This is a genomic window from Pantoea sp. ABR1s, assembly GCF_057812235.1.
Window position 1 is genome coordinate 508711 of record NZ_JBSZSY010000004.1, and the last position, 17332, is coordinate 526042.

Here is a 17332-nt window from a genome sequence, read left to right on the forward strand (position 1 = left end):
ATCACTGGTTTCGGTCTTTGACACCAGCAAATAAAACACATAACAGTCGCGTTATCATCTCTTCTTCGAAAATTCGTGCCACCTTTGGTTGTTAACTCAAAAATCATCCTCCTGAATTTTACTTGTATGAAATCAACAATAATCAGATTACCGCTGGCACAGATATCCCGCTTTAACTTATAAAATTGCTTTATTTTTCAGATAAGGGCACAGGGAATTGCGCTACGCATCGATACCATTTAATCACAATCAACTGGGCTGGCCTGCGGGTGAGCATTGTTTTACACCGCAGCCCATGCTGCGAGAGGATATCACTGCCGACTGGGTTATCGTCGGCGCGGGATTTGCAGGTATTGCCTTTGCGCGCCGCCTGGCTGAAATTAATCCCGACCTGAAAATTATCATCGTCGATGCGCACAGCACACGAGAAAGCGCATCGGCACGTAATTCCGGGTTTGTTATCGGTCTGCCTCATAATATTGGCAGCTCCACCGCTGAATTAAAAAAGGCCAACGCTTACCGTAACCTGCTTCAGGAAGGCATTCGTCAGCTGGAGCAGGTTATTTCTCAGCATCATCTTCATTGCGACTGGGAACAGGTCGGTAAATATCACTGCCAGGCTGAACGTGGCAGTGATCGTATTTTAAAAGAGTACGCCAGCCAGCTCGATTTAATGGATGAGCCATGGCAGATGTCAGACAGCGAGGAGCTTTACCTTAAACTCGGCACGCGCTTTTACAGCAAAGGGATATATACACCTGGCTGTGTGCTGGTTAATCCGGCGCAGTTGATCGCCGGGCTAAAACACTCTTTACCTGAAAATATTCAACGCTTCGATAACACGCCAGTGCTGGGGATTCGCTACGGCAGCATGGCTGAAGTGCTGACACCGTTTGGCATCATCAAAACGCCAAAGGTGATGCTGGCCACCAACGCATTATCGCCAGAGTTGCGACCAGGACTTTCGCGTCAGGCAGCAATGGCGACCTTCGCCAGCATTACCGATCCGCTGACCGATGAACAACTGGCCACCCTGCCCCTCATGCAGAGCTGGGGGCTTACGCCGGTTAATGCGATTGCCGGTGCAACCTTCCGTTTTACCTCAGACCGCCGTTTCCTGATTCGCCAGCACGTGATACCCGCACTCAGCGGTCAGGTGAATGCCGCGCAGACCTGGCAGGCAACCCAGCTGCATCAGCGCTTATTTCATAAAGTCTATCCGACCCTCGGCAGCGTAAAGATAACCCACACCTGGTCCGGCACCATCAGCGTTACGCGAAACAGCGCGCCTGAATGGGGCATGCTGAACAAATTTATCTGTACGGCGGGTGGCTGTAACGGCGCAGGTGTTTCAAAACAGACCGTAGCGGGCAGTCTGCTGGCTGATTACATGATGAAACAGGACAACCCGCATATCGCGGATATGCTGTCGCTGGGCAAGGCCAGTTTCATGCCGCCATCGCCAGCGCTGGATATCGGCATAAAACTGTCACTGATGAAAGAGCGTTATCTGGGCCGTAAAGAGGTCTGATAATCCGTAACTGTAATGGTCGATACACGGGATATTGCTGAAGTAGCGGCAATTGAACTGATAAGGCGCGACCAGGCCAGCAAAGAATTACAAGTCGAAACGCTCAATCTCATGGGGCCAGATACGCTAAACGGAGAAGAGGCAGCAGCAGCCTGGCAACAGCTTCTGGGCCGTCCGGTAATTTATGGCGGAGATAATCCGGATGCATTCGAAGCCAATATGGCGGAGTTTATGCCGCGCTGGATGGCGTATGAAATGCGGCTGATGGCTAAACGTTACGTCAGTGATGGGATGATTCCACAAGAGGGCGACCGGGAACGTCTGGTCACCCTGCCTGGCCGCCCACTGCATACCTATCGTGACTTTATTACCGCACTCGCCGGAGAGTAATCTGGATCTCTCAGGCTTAAGGACAAGCCTGCAGAGCAATACCGTGGACCAGATGCCTGAGCCAGAGCCACTATGCAAAAATATTCTCAGAACAATCTTTATCCAGAACTTCAATGCAGACAGATTATCCTTGCCGGGCGATTTAAACAGGCCAGTTTATGGCACGGTTGTTTTCGATAATATCCTGATGAGAGGGTGCATCACCCAGCGTCGCGAAACTGGCATAAAGCTGTGGCAACCGAGCCTGACCTTCTCCCTTTCTGGCCAACGCCAGAGCTCGCAGCATCACGGGCGCTTCCCAGTCACAGCAGTAACAAGGCGTGCAGGGCTGCTGGCGCCATGATTCAGCGATAGTCCCAGAGAACACAGGATCAAAACCGGTGTCGTTAACCAGTGACATGGCCGTCTGCACAGCATCAGGATGATCTCCCGCTACGGCAACTGCCAGACGACCCCGACTTCCCTGCAGCTGGCCCAGATCGGCGAGCGAGTCGGCAAGGATGTTATTAAAAGCTTTAACCACAGGGTGCCCGATTTGCTCCTGAACCCATTCGCTTTCGGTCTGCCCATTATCCAGTGCAGTAATCGGTGCATCGCGCAGGCCAGGATAGTAGTTGCTGGTGTCGATCACCGGGACATGGGGTGGAAGGTGATCGAAAAGCCCATCAGGCAGGCTGCTAAGTGCCGGCAGCGGAATGGAGAGAATTACGGCTTCGACGTCTGTAACCGCTCCCCTGATGTCTGTGGGTTCTGCATTAATTTCACCCGCGAAATCACGCACGCCATCAATTCCGCGTGAGTTAGCGATTTTTACCTTGTGCCCCGCTTCACTGAGCTTACGTGCCAGGGTTCCACCGATATTACCTGTGCCAATTACGCCGATTTTCATATTTCGCTCCTGATTCTGTGATTAAGTGAGATACCCTATATATTCACTGAATAAACAACAAGAACCGACAAAATAGTGGGTTACTAACCTGAAGGTAAGTATGGAAAGAGAATGGCGTTGTGATATTCCGGAGCAGCGGCTGGTGTGGGCTCAGGCTACTACTGAGGCGCTGAAGATTATTGAAGGAAAATGGAAGACAATTATTATCTGTCAGCTTTTCGCCGCTAAAGGCCCGTTGCGCTTTTCAGAGCTGGAGCGCCGGATTGAGGGCGTAAATCAAAAAATGCTGATCCAGCAGCTTAAACAACTGGAACAGGATGGCATCGTGACTCGCACGGTTTATCCCGAAGTCCCTCCGCGTGTTGAGTACTCACTTACCGATCTGGGAAAAGCGCTTGGGCCATCAATGACTGCTCTGATTGACTGGGCCTTCCTGCGTCGTGAAACGCTGGGGCTTGATGGCGCCTGAAGCTCGCATTTCAACCTAGTTATACCGATGTGGCTGAGCGCAGGGCATGGCTGTTCAGGCCAAGACTGGCGTAACGAGAAAGAAACTCCAGCCGATGGTGGATTATGTCGTTTCTGGCTGGTCCCGATGATCCCGTAACAGCGCTTGCGGATAATTCGGAACCGGCCAGCCCGGTTACATCGCCATGTGCTGGGCGGATTTCAGATGCTGTTCTACAACAGGGGTATGCGCGTCGGCCAGCGCCTTCACATCCGGATCCTTTATCTTCGTCGCGTCACTCTTCAGCGTCGACAGCACCATCTTATGATCCATTATTCCGGCATTTTCCATATACATTTTGTCAAAGGCACCGCCGCTCTGCTTTTCCAGCTTGTCGGCTATGGCCTTATGTTTAGCGTCTGGCGCAGTCGGTAATGTCACCTCTTTTTGCTTAGCAACCGCCTGAACTTTTGTCAGGGCACTGCCATGATCTTCGACCATCTTCTGTGCAAAGGTTTTAACTTCTGCGCTTTGTGTTTTGTTCAGCGCAATTTTGGCGGCGGCAATTTCATTGATATTGGCCTGCGCCATATCCTTCAGTGCTTTTTCATCACCAGGGCTGAGCTTGTCACTCTTTACGGTCTGCGGTGTATTCCCGCCCTGCGGGGCGCTTGTCTGCGTCTCAGCCTGTACGGTGGCAGTGCTGCACAGAGCGACGACGGCTGATATAGCCAGCCATCCTTTATAGCTTTTATTATTTTTCATTTTGTAATCCTGAATATTATGGGAAGACCGATATCAGAAAAGTTCTGCTCAAAATTACCTGCTCCGTCTCATGAGTCGACATGGTTTCTGTCTCGCTTAAGGTACCTTATGTAGCAGAGTTATTAAGCGTTGTAGTAATGTCAGGTAATCGCAAGTATAAACAATGCATTGCAGCAGCATAAAAATAACAAAAATGTATTCCGCCTCGCTTAAAGCCGAAAATTTATCTATTGTTAGCAAGGGTTTCAGCATAAAATTTATACGAAATATCAAAACACCGTACAGCTTTTCTTTGATTACTTTGAGATAATTCTTAAGGTTGCTATGTGGTTGTCGGCCGTTTAATGCTGGGTAATAACTAACAGGTGACATAATAATGTGAAGAGGTTGAGCTCATGTTACCTCCTTACATCGCTTTATATTTTCTGGTTCAGATTACTGAATAATATTAAGGAAAGATCACATGCTCAAATCTCGCGCTTTAAAAGCCGCATTTGCGGTGGTGATATCTTGTACCGTGCTTGCTGCGCCCGTTTTCGCAAATCCGGGCAACGGCAACGGTGGTGGCGGTCAGGGTAATGGTAATAGCGGAAACCCGGTTAATAACGGCAAAAGCGGAGAGCACGGAAACAAGGGGCATGGTAATGCGGGTCCGAAAGAAAAACATGGAAATCGTAAGAACGCAGGACGACCCGATCACGTCGAGTCAGATATCAACTACTCTCTTGCACGTAAACTTGCCGTCAATTATGGCCTTGTCGGCTATCAGTCTTTGCCGCCAGGAATAGCTAAAAAAGTTGCGCGTGGTAAACCTTTGCCTCCGGGTATCGCCAAAAAAAGTTTGCCAGCATCAATGCTAAATGAGCTGCCCTATTACCCTGGTTACGAATGGCGAGCCGTCGGAGATAATCTTGTGCTGATAGCCCTGAGCACCGCTGTCGTGACCGCCGTAATTAATGGGGTTTTCGATTAACCTTCAAAACTTTTTCGAACGAATTTACTTTCCTGGTGGAGCGCCAGTAACACGCTTAAATGCTTTTCTGAAGGCGCTCCGACTCATATCCCAGCGCGGCAGACATGCCTGAAATCGTCTCGCCTGAATTTTGCAGACGATCGCTGGCGAGTAGCATCCTCCATTGCGTCAGATATTCTATGGGCGTAATTCCAACCGTCTGACCAAAGTGTTTTGCAAATGCAGCGCGGGACATCCCTGTCTGTAATGCCAGCATATTTAACGTCCGGCATGTCATCGCAGCACCCGTCTCCGGAGTAAAGTGCCTGACAGGCAGATTGCCACTCATGCTTTATGCACTCTGTGACAGGCTCCGTTGGTCCCGTTGATCGGGAATGCGCGCAATCACCTTTATTTCAAAATCAAATCCCGCCAGCCACGTCACTCCCACCGCTGTCCAGTTAGGATAAGGAGGCTGCGGAAAAACGCGCTGCTTTATCTGCATGATGGTTTCGAACTGATGCTCCGGATCGGTGTGAAATGTGGTGACATCGATCAGATCGTCAAAGGTACACCCTGCCGCAGCGAGCGTGGCTGCCAGATTCTCAAATGCCCGTTCTACCTGAGCAGCAAAATCAGGCTCCGGCGTGCCGTCGGCACGGCTGCCCACCTGACCTGAGACAAACAGCAGATCGCCTGAGCGGATAGCCGCTGAATAACCATGCTGCTCATAGAGCGCGTGACGATTGGCAGGAAAAATGGGTTCGCGGGTGATCATAGAATTTCCTCGATAGCCTTTAGCGGATTGCAGGATGCAGCGCACACGAGTTTGATTTAATATACGCGGCGTATGTCACATTGATCACACATACGTCGCGTATGTCAATTAATATACCTCGCGTATGTGAAAGGAGAGTGTATGGCCGCTAAACGTCGCGCTGAAACAATGGAAGAGAACCGGGCAAAACTGATTGCAGCAGCACGCACAGCCTTTGCCGAAAAAGGCTTTGCCGCCGCATCAATGGATGAACTGACGGCCAGCGTAGGTCTGACACGCGGGGCGCTCTACCACAATTTTGGTGACAAAAAGGGGCTGCTTGCGGCGGTCGTCGCACAGGTTGATGGCGAAATGGCCCAGCAGGCTAAAGCGGCAGCGTCTGGGGTGAGCGATGCGTGGGAGAAGCTGGTGGCTGAAGGCATCGCCTACATCCGCATGGCAATGGATAACGAAGTACAACGTATTGTGCTGCGCGATGGCCCGGCTTTCCTGGGAGATCCCTCGCAATGGCCCAGCCAGAACAGCTGCCTGGAAGCCACGCGTGAAACGATTACCCGTCTTATCGACAGCGGGATAATGAAGCCGGTCGACGCCGATGCCGCCGCTCATCTGCTGAACAGCGCGGCGCTGAATGCCGCACTGTGGGTCGCTTCCAGCAGCGAGCCGGAAAAGGCGCTGCCAAAGATGATCGACGTGTTCACACAGCTGGCAGGCGGCTTGCGTCATAGTGCGATTTAATCCTGAATGTTCACTGCTGCTTTCACTGATAGCCCTGAAGCTCTGAGTGCTGACGCCTGCATCTCTTTCAGGCGCGGTGCCGTTTTAATTCAGTGTGACAGCGGAATCAGGCCGCTCTCCTGATAGGTCGCAATCAGGTTATCAAAAATGGTTATATCCTGGCGCGTGCGGGCTATTAACTGCGCGCCGGCAACTGCGGTGTAGATTGCCAGCGCACGCTGCGCATTTTTCTCCGGGTTATCGGGCGACTTTTCGCAAAGGACCTCAGTCAGCCACTCGACGTTCGCATCGACAAAACACTGAACCTCACGCTTCACTTCCTCGGGCAGATCTTCATATTCCGCCGCCATAAAGCTGGAGAGACAGAGCCGGTTGGCATCTTCAAGCGACTTGCGGAAAATCTGCGGATAGCGCTGCAACGCTTCATCCGGTGAGGCACTTTGCTCGCGTATAGTCTTTAAATCCTCAGCCGTATCCTGCCAGTATCGGTTGGCAACCGCGGCACCCAGATTGGCCTTACTGGCGAAGTGATAATAGATACTGGCATTCTTGATGCCTACCTCGTCAGCGATACTGCGAAAATTAATCCCGTTATAGCCATGATTCTGGGCAGCACTTTTTGCTGCGGCCAGAATGGCTTCACGCGCGTTCAGGCTCATAACTCAGTTTTCCTTCAGGAGGTGGAGACGCATTATAAGGGGAAAATATTTACCTGCCAACTGGTAGACAGGGATTGACAGGAGAAAAGTTCGGCATCACAATCCACCTACCAATTGACAGGTAGGTAACTCAATCATGACTGATATCCACAATGCATCTGCAGTTCCGTCACTCCCCGCGATGAAGATTTATGACTGGTATGATGGCCCTTATCCTGCACGGGTCAGGATTGCCCTGGCGGAAAAGGGATTACTTTCTGAGGTCGAATTTATTCCGGTCAACCTGTGGAAAGGTGAGCATAAAAAACCTGAATTTTTAGCGATCAATTATTCAGGAACACTGCCGGTTCTAGCGCTGAATGACGGAACGCTGATCGCTGAATGCACCGCCATTACGCAATATCTCGATGTGCTGGATGAGAATCCGGTTCTGACTGGCGTCACGCCGGCAGAAAAAGGCGTTATCCATATGATGACCAAACGGGCTGAGATCGAATTTCTTGATGCGGTCAGCGTCTATTTCCATCATGCCACAGCAGGACTGGGGCCGGAGGTGGAGCTCTTTCAGAATCCGGAATGGGGTGCGAAGATGCGTGAAAAGGCCATCAGAGGGATGCACTACTTTGACGGCGTTTTACGCTCACAACCTTATGTCGCGGGCAATACATTTTCGATGGCGGATATCGCCGTAACCGGCGGAATGATTTTCGCGGCTTTGGTGAATCTTGCTGTTCCTGACGAGTGTCGCGCCCTGAAAGCGTGGTATGCAAAAATCCAGAGCCGCCCCAGCTATCAGCAATGGCAGGCAATGGTTGAAGCGGGCCGCCCTGCTGCTGCTGCATCGTCTCAGGACCGGGCGTAAGATCGCGCTGATCGTTCTGCATAACGTGGTCTGGCTGCTGTAAAAAAACCCCGGAAAATCTTCCGGGGTTTTCTGATCTCAAAACATGAAATCTCAGTGCGTCAGCCTTATCAGAACGCCGCTTCAGCCTGCATTACGCTCAAAGTGGCTGTTCACAAAGGCGCGGCAGCGTGGCGAGATCGGATCGAGAAACACCTGCTCCGGCGAACCGGACTCCTCAATCATGCCCTGGTGCAGAAACACCGCTTTGTTCGACACGTCGCGCGCAAAGCCCATTTCATGGGTGACGATAATCATGGTTCGTCCCTCTTCCGCCAGACTGCGGATCACCCGCAATACTTCACCCACCAGCTCCGGATCCAGCGCTGAAGTTGGCTCATCGAACAGTATCGCTTTCGGCTGCTGCGCCAGCGCCCGTGCAATCGCCACACGCTGCTGCTGTCCGCCGGAGAGCTGCGACGGCCAGGCGTCGCGTTTTGCATAGAGTCCCACTTTATGGAGCAGCGCTTCTGCTTCTTCAATCGCCTCTTTATGGCTGCGCTTCTGCACATGAACCGGCGCTTCAATGATGTTCTGCATCACCGTTTTATGCGGCCACAGGTTGAAGCTCTGAAATACAAAGCCGAGCTGCATTCGCATCAGCTTGATGCGACGGCGCTGTTCGCGGCTCAGTTTTTCGTCGGCGTTATCCAGGGTGACGTTCACCTCACCTACCGCGATTTCGCCTGCCTGCGGTACTTCAAGAAACGGGATGCAGCGTAACAGCGTACTTTTTCCCGACCCACTGGCACCAATCAGCGATATCACATCGCCATCCTGTGCGGTCAGGCTGATGTCGTGCAGCACTTCGTGTCCCGCATAACTCTTTCTGAGATGACTCAGCATGATGGTAGGTGCGGTCATGAGCGTGCTCCAAAATAGTAAGGTGATAAGCGTCGTTCCAGCATCGATACGCCTTTGCTGACCAGCATGGTGAGTATCAGGTAGATCACCGCCGCGCTCAGGAACACCTCCAGCGCCCGGAAAGTGGAAGAGACTATCGAGTCGGCAATGCCGGTCATCTCCATCAGGCTGATGGTGCTGACCAGCGACGTCGCTTTGATCATCGAGATGATCTCATTGCTGTAGGCCGGTAATGCCTGTCGAATCGCAATCGGTAAGGTGATGCGGGTAAAGATCTTATACGACGACATGCCCGAGACTTTAGCGGCCTCCAGTGACTGCTGACTGACGGCACGCAGCCCGCCGCGCAGGATCTCCGAGGTGTAGGCGGCATCATTCAGAATCAGCGCCAGCAAGCCGCACCAGTAGGGATCGCGCAGCAGCGGCCAGAACAGGCTTTCCCGCACCGCCGGCAAACTGCCAAGGCCGTAATAGACCATAAAGATCTGGATCAGCAGCGGCGTACCGCGAAACAGCCAGACGTAGAAGCGACAGAAAACGCTGCCGACACGCGTCATGCGCAGCAGGTTAAGCAGCAGCGCCAGCACGCCGCCGCCAAAGAGTGAGAGCAGCGCCAGGTTGATGGTCAGCGGCAATCCTTTCAGCAGCGCCAGCAGCGTCTGCTGTAAAAATATGATATCCACGTGGACTCCTTACCCCTTTACGCGCTGTTGACCGCGCATCGCAAACTTTTCCACGTAGCGGAAAACCATATCGGAACAGGTGGTGATAATCAGGTAGATCACCGCCCCCACGCTGTAGAAGAAAAAGGACATCTGGGTGGAGTTGGCTGCGGTGGAGACCTGGTTCATCGTTTCCACCAGTCCGGTTACCGAGACCAGCGCCGACTCTTTGATCACCGATTGCCACTGGTTGCCCATGCCGGGCAGCGCAGTGCGTAACGCCTGCGGCACGATAATGCGGCGAAACATCATCAGCCGTCCCATGCCGGTCACGGTCGCCGCCTCCAGCGTTCCGCCGGGAATGGCGTAGAAGGCGCCACGGAATACCCCGCTCTGATAGGCTCCGGAGATCAGCCCGATGGCAATCGCGCCCGCCACAAAACCGTTCACATCAAACGGTCCCTGGAAGCCCAGCGCGGTGCCCACGGTGGAGACCACCTGTCGTCCACCGAAGTAGAAGAGGTAGATCACCAGCAGTTCCGGCACGCCGCGAAACAGTGTGATGTAGCCTGCGGCCAGTCGCTGCTGCCAGCGTGAACCGGCAATCTGCATCCAGCAGAGCACGCTGCCCAGCAACGCACCCAGCAGCCAGGCGCAGAGTGACACGCTGACGGTGACGGCGGCGGCATTAAGCAGCACGCCACCCCAGCCCTCATCCCCGAAGCCCAGTATCTGCCAGTCAATATTCATCAGCATCAGCGGTTACGCTTTCGGCGCGACATCTTCGCCAAACCATTTGATCGACAGTTTGCTCAGCGTCCCATCTTTGATCATGGAGTCCAGCGCCTGATTCAGCACCTGCTGCAGCTCACTGTTGCCTTTACGCAGACCAATCGCCGAGCCTGCGCCCAGCACGCCACCGGAGAAGCCATAGCCGCTGCTGCTGATCGCCTCAGCATGTTTTTTCACAAAGGCGTTGAGGTTGGTACGAGACGCCATGACGGCATCCACCCGGCCATTCATCAGGTCGGCGAAGGTTTCAGGACCCGCCTGATAGGTGCGGATAGTGGCAACGTCGCCCAGGTATTTCTGCAGGAAATCCGCCTGAATGGTGGCGACCTGCACCGCGATGGTTTTCCCTTTGAAGGTGGTTTTCAGATCGTCGATCGCTTTTTTCATGCCGGCGTCATCATCCGCCGTCACAATCGTGCCGCTGCCTGGCAGCGTGGCCAGCGGGCTTTTTTTCGCAGTCACAAAGCTGGAGACACTGACGGTGTACTGATGGGTAAAATCGATCGCTTCAGCACGTTTTGGCGTTACGGTCACCGCATCGATCACCGCATCATATTTACCGTCGATAAGACCTGGGATCATGCCCGACCATTTCTGGGCGATGATTTCATATTTGAAGCCAGCACGTTTAGCCAGCTCCGCCACCATATCCGGCTCATAGCCGACGATTTTGCCGCTCGGGGTGGTCTGGTTGAACGGAGGATAAGCCGCTTCAGTCGCAAACTTCAGGGTGCCGAAATCTTTCGCCTGGCTGAACGCGGAAGTGGCGAGCAGTGCCACGGTCAGAGAAGCCGTGAACAGGCGGTTACGCATCATCATATAAACCTCATTTATTTATTATTAAGAGAGTAAATCAATTGCAAGGCGGGTCAGCGCCTGCGTCCCGGCGGTAATGCTGCGTTCGTCCGGCTGATAGTCGGAGTTATGCAGGTGATCGTCACGGCCCGGCGTGGCCGATCCAATATGAATCTGGCAGCCCGGTACCCGTTCCGTGAACAGTGAAAAATCTTCGGCTCCAAAGCTGGCGCTGGGCTGCCCGATGATAGGCTTATCAAACTGATGCGACAGAATCTGTTCCAGTGAATCGATCAGGCGATCGTCATTCATCAGAGGCGGCACGCCACGCTGGAAGTTAACCTCCACCCGTACGTTTTGCGCCAGCGCCACCCCTTCGCACATCCGTTTAAACGAGGTTTCCATAGCAGCGCGTACTTCCGGCGACTTAGTACGGATGGTGCCCTGAAACAGGCAGCTATCGGGAATGATATTGTGGGTGGTACCACCCTGAATGTGCCCGATGGTCAATACGGCGGAGTGAGCGGGATCGCGTTCACGCGAGATGAGGGTCTGTAGCTGGCTGATGAGATGCACGGTCGCGATGATAGGATCGGTGCCCATGTGAGGACGTGCCGCGTGGGTCGATACGCCATGCACCGTAACGTCGAATTCATCGCTGGAGGCAGTGCTGGCCCCGCGCGTCAGGGCGACTTCCCCCGCAGCCAGTTCAGGCTTGTTATGCAGGGTCACGGCCCAGTCGATGCCATCTGCCGCGCCGTCCGCGATCATCGCCTCAGCGCCGCTTTCTGGCGTCTCCTCCGCGGGCTGGAATATCAGCCGGACCCGGCCTTTGAGCTGCTGACGATAGTGCGGCAGGATCGTTGCGACACCCAGCATCGTTGCGGTGTGAATATCATGCCCACAGGCGTGCATTTTTCCGGGATAGCGGCTGGCAAACGGTAAACCGGTCTGCTCATGGATCGGCAACGCGTCCATGTCGGCGCGCAACAGCAGGGTCTTACCCGGCTCTGCGCCGTCGATATCTACCACAACACCGCTGCGGCCAACGCCGGTGCGGGGATTGAGTCCCAGCGCCTGCAGATACTCTGTGACCAGACTGGCGGTGCGCAGCGTATCAAAGCCTAATTCCGGATGCGCATGGATATCACGTCGAATCGCCACTAACTGCGATTCAAGTTCATTAACTCTGGCTTTTATTTCCCCGGCCAGTCGTGCTTTATCCTGATTCATAGCAGCCCCGGCAATATGCGATCGGCACTCTGCTGCCGACCGCTATTTTAATCTCATCCTGATGGCGGACGTTGATGACCGTTTATTTATTCACAGCACGCGACAGAAAGCAACGCGCAACAGCCTGCTCTACATACTTAAAAATCAATAAGATAGTGTTATTTATTGGAAACCTGTATGAGATAACAGCGGATCAGCAATAATATTAATAATCCGCCACACGACATTACTTTCCCTACTGTCACTGAGGTGATATTTCGCTTTTATCCGGAGAGGTAATAAAGAAGTCTGCCAGTATTTCCGCTAATTTCTCGGGTTGTTCGTCGGGAATAAAATGGCCGCAGTTGAGAACAGTTTCACTGCTTACCTGATGCGCTACGGTGCGCAGCGGGGTGGCCATATCGGGTATCGATCCCTGGTCGGCACTGACAGCCAGCAGCGGTAAAGCCAGTTTGCCTTTTAACGCGCACTGTCGATTCTGCTCTGCCGACTGTGCAAAAGCGCGGTAAAAAGCCAGTCCGGCCCGCAAGGCCCCGGGCTGCTGAAAAACGCGCAGATATTCATGACGGGCCGCCGCATCTATGCAATGTGGATTGGCTGACTTACGGTTAAAAAACCAGTCGAGGTAGATCGCCTCTCTGCCAGTGATCAGCGCTTCCGGTAAATCATCCACGCAGTGAAATCCAAAATGCCAGGTTTTCCAGGCGCTATCACCCACCATTGGCAGTAAGTCAGGCAGCGTGATACCGGGAATGCCGCCATCCAGCAGCGCGAGACGGCTAACCTTTTCGGGATGGCCTGCCGCCAGTGACCAGGCGACCCAAGCCCCGATATCATGTCCGGCCAGATGAAAGCGTTCGATACCCAGCTGGTTCAGCAGCGCCAGTATGCGCTCTGCCACGCTGTCAGTGTCGTAACCACTGGCAGGAAAGTCAGAATCACCCTGCCCTGGCAGGTCGGGTGCGATCACATGAAAGCGGCTGGCAAGCAAGGGAATAACCTCCCGCCAGGCATAACTGCTTTGCGGGAAACCCGCGAGCAAAACCACAGCCTCAGCGTGTTCACTGCCTGCGCTGAGGTAGTGCAGCCGCTGCGAGTCAATGTGAATAAAGTGGTGCTGGTAGAGTGGATATTCGTGCATAAAACCTCCGGATAATAAGGAAACGATCGATTCCTTAATGAGTAAAAAATTTAGTCGAGTAACTTCAGCGCCAGGGAGATGATGCTGGCATCGGGCCGGGTCGCAGCAACTTTACCGGCGACCCGCATCCCCAGAACAATGCAAAGCATTAGCGAAGCGGTGGCGTCTCTGTCCAGTGCAGGATTGACCGAACCATCCTGCTGACCCAGGCTGATTATCTGCTGCAGATTCTGCTGGTTGCGTATCAGCGCCGCGCTGACGGCTCCGGCAAGTTCCTCATCCAGAGTTTGCAGCTCTAAGGCGCTGACAGCCACCAGACAGCCGCGCTCACCTTCGACATCGCGCACTGAATCCACATAAAAATTGAGTAGCGCCGCCAGTTGCTCACGGCCATTTTCACATTGCGCCAGCCGCGCAGCTAAACTGCTGTTACGCATTGAGAGATAGCGAGCAAAGACGTTTGCAAACAGCGTGCGCTTGTCGGTAAAAGCTTTATAGATGCTGCCTGTAGTGAGCTGCATAGCCTGGCCCAAATCGCCGATCGAGGTGGCGTGATAGCCCTTTTGCCGGAATACCAGCATTGCGCTGTCCAGTGCCGCATCGGTATCAAACGCCCGCGGTCGTCCCCGCTCTTTATAACGGTTATCGTTCATCGCAAACACCATTAGAGAATGATCATTTCCTTTAAGATAGACTGATTTGTCCGCCAGATAAAGGCTTTCTTATGCCTGGGGCTCGCCTGGAAATGGAACTCGCCCCTCACCATGACCTTCTCAGATAAAACACCGTTTCGACGGCGCGTGAAAGGCATAGGCCCAGACATGTTCGGCACGTCAGGCACGCCGTTTTAATCTCGCGTTATGTAATCAGGCCTATCTGAGCCACGTATTGCCGATCTTGAGCAGGAGCATGAATTTCAGGTTCAACTCAATGGAACGCTCTCTGGCAATATCCGTTTATCCGCAGGGGAGCATGCAGCTCAAACTCTCGTATGGCCGAAATTAAAACTTTTATCATTGGAAGTTCGTGAAGGAAGGAAAATCGTTACGTGTCAGAGTTGAAGGACAGGTCACGTTTAATTTTCTGTCAGAAAGAATCGATGCCGTATTATCGGGTTTTGGTATTGCCTGTGTTCCTGAAGATACGATCACGGAGTATGTAAAATCCGCAAAGCTAATTCAGATTCTGCAGGATTGGTGCCCTGCATTTCCCGGTTATTATCTCTGTTATCCGAGCCGTAAACAGCATCCGCCCGCTTTTGTGCTGATGATAGATGCGCTTCGGCACCCGGAATAGCGGGTCTGCAATTCGATGCAGACCCGCCTGAATCTTAACGGCCCACACGAGCCTGATGCTCAGGGGAGTAACGCTCGCCGACGATTTCTATCGTTTCAAGCGCCTCTTCTATCTGCCGCACGTCGTCCTGTGAAAGCGTGATGTCGGCAGCACCCAGGTTTTCATCCAACCGGTGCAGTTTAGTAGTGCCGGGGATGGGAACAATCCACGATTTTTGTGCCAGCAACCATGCCAGTGCTATTTGTGCAGACGTAACCCCTTTTCCGACAGCCAGTTCACCCAGTAATGTGACCAGCTTTTCGTTGGCTTCAATTGCTTCAGCGGCAAAACGCGGCACCTTACTACGGAAATCGTCCCTGCCAAACGTCGTTCCTGACTTAATCGCGCCCGTCAGAAATCCTTTGCCTAATGGACTGAATGGCACAAAACCAATCCCCAACTCCTCCAGCAATGGCAGGATCTCCTGCTCGGGCTCGCGCCACCACATTGAGTATTCGCTTTGCAGTGCAGTAACAGGTTGTACGGTATGTGCACGACGAATGGTTTGTGCACCCGCTTCAGAAAGGCCGAAATGTTTGACCTTACCTTCTGAAATCAGGTCTTTCACGGTTCCCGCAACATCTTCGATAGGGACTTCCGGATCGACGCGGTGCTGATACAGCAAATCAATCACATCTGTTTTCAGACGACGCAACGAGCCTTCAACCGCTTTGCGAATATGTTCCGGGCGGCTGTTTAAAATCTGCTGTTTATTGTCCTCACCAAAGGTAAAACCAAATTTGGTAGCGATAACCACCCGGTCGCGTAAGGGTTGTAACGCTTCACCCACCACGTCTTCATTAAGATACGGGCCATAAACTTCGGCTGTGTCGAAAAATGTCACCCCACGTTCAACCGCGGCGCGAATCAGCTCAACAGCCTGACGGGTGTCGGTCGCCGGACCATAGCCATGACTCAGGCCCATACAGCCCAAACCCAGTACTGACACTTCAAGCCCTGATTTTCCGAGATAGCGTTTTTGCATTATTGAAAGCCTCTTCTGTTGCGTTTTAAACGTCAGGTTTGCGGCCAGTCAGCCACTCCACCATCGCCGGATAGGGATGAGAGAAGAATGCGCTGGTTGCGGAATCAAGCGCCGCAATTTGCAACATATCCTCAGAACTGCGTTCAAAAACGAGGATATTGATGTTCTCTACCATTTTTGAGTTTTACAGTTGGCATGGCGTTATCCTTCAGCCGTTGTGTGTGAAAAGCATAACGTAAAGTGATTAATTGGATTAAGTAGGGTAATTAGCTAGGGCTTATTACTTTTATTCATCAATGATGATTAATCCTGATCTTTGCCTGCCCGCTATTGCAGATTTCGCTCTTTAAGAAACTGGCTGATGAGATCGACAATCTGCACATTATTCAGATCAATAACGCGATATGAATGAAACTCATGAATATGTGTGAGTCGCGACTTGATCTGACACATGCCCCTGAAAGGTTCAGAGTGAAGGTTTTCCTGATTTATCAGAGCCTGAAATTTGCGCCCCTCCCACCAAATGGTTATAGTTAAATGACCAATTGGAGGTGACAGATGAAAACATTCAGCTTTTCTGCGAACAAAACCAGGCCGCCACGCTTATGGCAGGCCGCAGGCCTGAACAACGCTGATGGTGTCGCCCTGCTCGGCCAGATTAATGAAGGCCTTGATGGCAACGTAGCTCACCTGATCGTCAGCTGGGCGAAGATTACGCAAAACGACCTGCGCAAAATGTCCGGTATTCCCTCCACGACGTTCAGCCGAAGCGTGAAAGCGAAATTCAGCGCTGAACAAAGTGAACGACTGGTACGTATTATCCGTGTCATTGATCGCGCAGTTGAACTGTTCGAAGGTGATAAGGATGAAGCGCTAAAATGGTTGAATGAGCCTAACAGGGCGCTGAGCTGGAAAATGCCCGCAGAACTGATGGCGTCTGAAACCGGGGCTTACGAGGTCATGAAATTAATCACGCGCCTGGAGCACGGAGTTTATTCTTGATTCTCTACAGGCTGACTAAGACAAAGTATCTTTCGACAGCCTGGACGGGATTTGGCGCAAAAGAGGCGGGCGGCCGCTGGAACAGCATCGGCATCTCCATGGTTTATGTTTCTGAAACAGCATCACTGACTTTGCTGGAAACACTGGTCCATCTGCACTCAGCACACATCCTGGACGCATTCACACTTCTGCGCATCGATGTTCCCGATGCGTTGATTCAGACCGCTGATATCACTGAGTTGCCTGCAAACTGGGCCGATGAAGACGCACCGGCAGAACTGGCTGACTATGGAGACGCCTGGTGCTTTGCCTGCGATGCGGTTGCGTTGCGTGTTCCCAGTGCCCTCTCCCCTGTAGAATATAACTATCTGTTAAATCCTGAACATCCCGAGTTCTTCCGGATAGTTCAACAGGCTGAGGCCATTCCGTTCCGGTTTGATCGTCGGCTGAAACCGGATCGTACATAAACTAT

20 protein-coding genes and 3 pseudogenes are annotated in these 17332 nt (G+C 52.7%); 9 read left to right on the forward strand and 14 right to left on the reverse strand.

The annotated features are described in order from the left end of the window. Window positions 1-217: 217 nt before the first annotated feature. Complete coding sequence (locus tag ACXKZD_RS23570) at window positions 218-1531, forward strand: NAD(P)/FAD-dependent oxidoreductase (RefSeq protein WP_307618197.1); 1314 nt, start codon at window positions 218-220, stop codon at window positions 1529-1531. 15 nt (window positions 1532-1546) lie between these two features. Next, a pseudogene (locus ACXKZD_RS23575) lies at window positions 1547-1921 on the forward strand (NmrA/HSCARG family protein); the annotation flags it as partial. 142 nt (window positions 1922-2063) lie between these two features. Here the strand turns inward: ACXKZD_RS23575 and ACXKZD_RS23580 are convergent. Continuing rightward, complete coding sequence (locus tag ACXKZD_RS23580; RefSeq protein ID WP_307618199.1) at window positions 2064-2810, reverse strand: NADPH-dependent F420 reductase; 747 nt, start codon at window positions 2808-2810, stop codon at window positions 2064-2066. Window positions 2811-2910: 100 nt separating this feature from the next. Here ACXKZD_RS23580 and ACXKZD_RS23585 point away from each other — a divergent pair, with 100 nt between their 5' ends. Then, the gene (locus ACXKZD_RS23585) at window positions 2911-3279 is read left to right on the forward strand and encodes a winged helix-turn-helix transcriptional regulator (RefSeq protein ID WP_158132412.1); all 369 of its coding nucleotides are present in this window, start codon (window positions 2911-2913) and stop codon (window positions 3277-3279) included. A gap of 174 nt (window positions 3280-3453) precedes the next feature. Here the strand turns inward: ACXKZD_RS23585 and ACXKZD_RS23590 are convergent, their stop codons facing one another. Next, complete coding sequence (locus ACXKZD_RS23590) at window positions 3454-4023, reverse strand: DUF4142 domain-containing protein (protein ID WP_488982291.1); 570 nt, start codon at window positions 4021-4023, stop codon at window positions 3454-3456. A gap of 463 nt (window positions 4024-4486) precedes the next feature. Here ACXKZD_RS23590 and ACXKZD_RS23595 point away from each other — a divergent pair, with 463 nt between their 5' ends. Continuing rightward, on the forward strand, window positions 4487-4996 hold the full coding sequence (locus tag ACXKZD_RS23595; RefSeq protein WP_022624599.1) for an anti-virulence regulator CigR family protein: 510 nt from the start codon (window positions 4487-4489) through the stop codon (window positions 4994-4996). Between the two features lie 55 nt (window positions 4997-5051). Here the strand turns inward: ACXKZD_RS23595 and ACXKZD_RS23600 are convergent, their stop codons facing one another. Continuing rightward, window positions 5052-5252 (reverse strand): helix-turn-helix domain-containing protein, encoded by a 201-nt coding sequence (locus ACXKZD_RS23600; protein WP_022624598.1) that lies wholly within the window; start codon window positions 5250-5252, stop codon window positions 5052-5054. Window positions 5253-5327: 75 nt separating this feature from the next. Further along, on the reverse strand, window positions 5328-5753 hold the full coding sequence (locus ACXKZD_RS23605) for a RidA family protein (RefSeq protein WP_033768711.1): 426 nt from the start codon (window positions 5751-5753) through the stop codon (window positions 5328-5330). 141 nt (window positions 5754-5894) lie between these two features. On the opposite strand from ACXKZD_RS23605, the gene ACXKZD_RS23610 reads away from it, so the two are divergent. Then, window positions 5895-6491: a TetR/AcrR family transcriptional regulator gene (locus tag ACXKZD_RS23610; RefSeq protein ID WP_033779998.1), complete on the forward strand. Its 597-nt coding sequence runs from the start codon at window positions 5895-5897 to the stop codon at window positions 6489-6491. Between the two features lie 89 nt (window positions 6492-6580). Here the strand turns inward: ACXKZD_RS23610 and ACXKZD_RS23615 are convergent, their stop codons facing one another. Then, window positions 6581-7150: a TetR/AcrR family transcriptional regulator gene (locus ACXKZD_RS23615; protein ID WP_010246772.1), complete on the reverse strand. Its 570-nt coding sequence runs from the start codon at window positions 7148-7150 to the stop codon at window positions 6581-6583. A 181-nt stretch (window positions 7151-7331) separates the two neighbouring features. On the opposite strand from ACXKZD_RS23615, the gene ACXKZD_RS23620 reads away from it, so the two are divergent. Continuing rightward, on the forward strand, window positions 7332-8012 hold the full coding sequence (locus ACXKZD_RS23620) for a glutathione S-transferase (RefSeq protein WP_172608656.1): 681 nt from the start codon (window positions 7332-7334) through the stop codon (window positions 8010-8012). Window positions 8013-8135: 123 nt separating this feature from the next. Here ACXKZD_RS23620 and ACXKZD_RS23625 read toward each other — a convergent pair whose 3' ends face one another. The 7 genes from ACXKZD_RS23625 to ACXKZD_RS23655 all read right to left on the reverse strand — a co-directional run bounded on the left by ACXKZD_RS23625 (window position 8136) and on the right by ACXKZD_RS23655 (window position 14203). Further along, a complete protein-coding gene (locus ACXKZD_RS23625; RefSeq protein WP_010246775.1) occupies window positions 8136-8915 on the reverse strand; it encodes an ABC transporter ATP-binding protein in 780 nt (259 codons plus the stop codon). Beyond that, on the reverse strand, window positions 8912-9598 hold the full coding sequence (locus ACXKZD_RS23630) for an ABC transporter permease (RefSeq protein ID WP_033760892.1): 687 nt from the start codon (window positions 9596-9598) through the stop codon (window positions 8912-8914). Before ACXKZD_RS23630 ends, ACXKZD_RS23625 begins: the two co-directional genes overlap by 4 nt. A gap of 9 nt (window positions 9599-9607) precedes the next feature. Further along, window positions 9608-10333, reverse strand: a complete 726-nt coding sequence (locus ACXKZD_RS23635; RefSeq protein ID WP_010246779.1) for an ABC transporter permease — start codon at window positions 10331-10333, stop codon at window positions 9608-9610. Window positions 10334-10339: 6 nt separating this feature from the next. Beyond that, entirely contained in the window at window positions 10340-11188 is an 849-nt protein-coding gene (locus ACXKZD_RS23640; protein WP_022624593.1) for an ABC transporter substrate-binding protein, read from the reverse strand. A gap of 21 nt (window positions 11189-11209) precedes the next feature. Beyond that, a complete protein-coding gene (locus tag ACXKZD_RS23645) occupies window positions 11210-12397 on the reverse strand; it encodes a M20 metallopeptidase family protein (RefSeq protein WP_488982292.1) in 1188 nt (395 codons plus the stop codon). A gap of 241 nt (window positions 12398-12638) precedes the next feature. Beyond that, entirely contained in the window at window positions 12639-13538 is a 900-nt protein-coding gene (locus ACXKZD_RS23650; protein WP_488982293.1) for an alpha/beta fold hydrolase, read from the reverse strand. A gap of 50 nt (window positions 13539-13588) precedes the next feature. Then, window positions 13589-14203, reverse strand: coding sequence for a TetR/AcrR family transcriptional regulator (locus ACXKZD_RS23655; RefSeq protein ID WP_488982294.1), 615 nt, complete (start codon window positions 14201-14203; stop codon window positions 13589-13591). A gap of 213 nt (window positions 14204-14416) precedes the next feature. Between ACXKZD_RS23655 and ACXKZD_RS23660 the strand changes: the two are divergent. Then, window positions 14417-14834: pseudogene (locus tag ACXKZD_RS23660) on the forward strand (LysR substrate-binding domain-containing protein); the annotation flags it as partial. Window positions 14835-14868: 34 nt separating this feature from the next. Here the strand turns inward: ACXKZD_RS23660 and ACXKZD_RS23665 are convergent. After that, complete coding sequence (locus ACXKZD_RS23665) at window positions 14869-15858, reverse strand: aldo/keto reductase (RefSeq protein ID WP_033768720.1); 990 nt, start codon at window positions 15856-15858, stop codon at window positions 14869-14871. A 25-nt stretch (window positions 15859-15883) separates the two neighbouring features. Then, window positions 15884-16036, reverse strand: a pseudogene (locus tag ACXKZD_RS23670) (aldo/keto reductase); the annotation flags it as partial. 380 nt (window positions 16037-16416) lie between these two features. Here ACXKZD_RS23670 and ACXKZD_RS23675 point away from each other — a divergent pair. Both ACXKZD_RS23675 and ACXKZD_RS23680 read left to right on the forward strand, forming a co-directional pair. Next, window positions 16417-16860: an Xre family toxin-antitoxin system antitoxin gene (locus tag ACXKZD_RS23675; protein WP_129063402.1), complete on the forward strand. Its 444-nt coding sequence runs from the start codon at window positions 16417-16419 to the stop codon at window positions 16858-16860. Beyond that, the gene (locus ACXKZD_RS23680; protein WP_129063403.1) at window positions 16857-17327 is read left to right on the forward strand and encodes an RES family NAD+ phosphorylase; all 471 of its coding nucleotides are present in this window, start codon (window positions 16857-16859) and stop codon (window positions 17325-17327) included. Before ACXKZD_RS23675 ends, ACXKZD_RS23680 begins: the two co-directional genes overlap by 4 nt. The last annotated feature ends 5 nt before the right edge of the window (window positions 17328-17332 follow it).

Excerpts from the sequence above, each read along its gene's own strand:
- ACXKZD_RS23580 (WP_307618199.1), bottom strand. The coding sequence starts at position 2,810 with ATGAAAATCGGCGTAATTGGCACAGGTAATATCGGTGGAACCCTGGCA.
- ACXKZD_RS23585 (WP_158132412.1), top strand. The coding sequence starts at position 2,911 with ATGGAAAGAGAATGGCGTTGTGATATTCCGGAGCAGCGGCTGGTGTGG.
- ACXKZD_RS23590 (WP_488982291.1), bottom strand. The coding sequence starts at position 4,023 with ATGAAAAATAATAAAAGCTATAAAGGATGGCTGGCTATATCAGCCGTC.
- ACXKZD_RS23595 (WP_022624599.1), top strand. The coding sequence starts at position 4,487 with ATGCTCAAATCTCGCGCTTTAAAAGCCGCATTTGCGGTGGTGATATCT.
- ACXKZD_RS23600 (WP_022624598.1), bottom strand. The coding sequence starts at position 5,252 with ATGCTGGCATTACAGACAGGGATGTCCCGCGCTGCATTTGCAAAACAC.
- ACXKZD_RS23605 (WP_033768711.1), bottom strand. The coding sequence starts at position 5,753 with ATGATCACCCGCGAACCCATTTTTCCTGCCAATCGTCACGCGCTCTAT.
- ACXKZD_RS23610 (WP_033779998.1), top strand. The coding sequence starts at position 5,895 with ATGGCCGCTAAACGTCGCGCTGAAACAATGGAAGAGAACCGGGCAAAA.
- ACXKZD_RS23615 (WP_010246772.1), bottom strand. The coding sequence starts at position 7,150 with ATGAGCCTGAACGCGCGTGAAGCCATTCTGGCCGCAGCAAAAAGTGCT.
- ACXKZD_RS23620 (WP_172608656.1), top strand. The coding sequence starts at position 7,332 with ATGAAGATTTATGACTGGTATGATGGCCCTTATCCTGCACGGGTCAGG.
- ACXKZD_RS23625 (WP_010246775.1), bottom strand. The coding sequence starts at position 8,915 with ATGACCGCACCTACCATCATGCTGAGTCATCTCAGAAAGAGTTATGCG.
- ACXKZD_RS23635 (WP_010246779.1), bottom strand. The coding sequence starts at position 10,333 with ATGCTGATGAATATTGACTGGCAGATACTGGGCTTCGGGGATGAGGGC.
- ACXKZD_RS23640 (WP_022624593.1), bottom strand. The coding sequence starts at position 11,188 with ATGATGATGCGTAACCGCCTGTTCACGGCTTCTCTGACCGTGGCACTG.
- ACXKZD_RS23645 (WP_488982292.1), bottom strand. The coding sequence starts at position 12,397 with ATGAATCAGGATAAAGCACGACTGGCCGGGGAAATAAAAGCCAGAGTT.
- ACXKZD_RS23650 (WP_488982293.1), bottom strand. The coding sequence starts at position 13,538 with ATGCACGAATATCCACTCTACCAGCACCACTTTATTCACATTGACTCG.
- ACXKZD_RS23655 (WP_488982294.1), bottom strand. The coding sequence starts at position 14,203 with ATGGTGTTTGCGATGAACGATAACCGTTATAAAGAGCGGGGACGACCG.
- ACXKZD_RS23665 (WP_033768720.1), bottom strand. The coding sequence starts at position 15,858 with ATGCAAAAACGCTATCTCGGAAAATCAGGGCTTGAAGTGTCAGTACTG.
- ACXKZD_RS23675 (WP_129063402.1), top strand. The coding sequence starts at position 16,417 with ATGAAAACATTCAGCTTTTCTGCGAACAAAACCAGGCCGCCACGCTTA.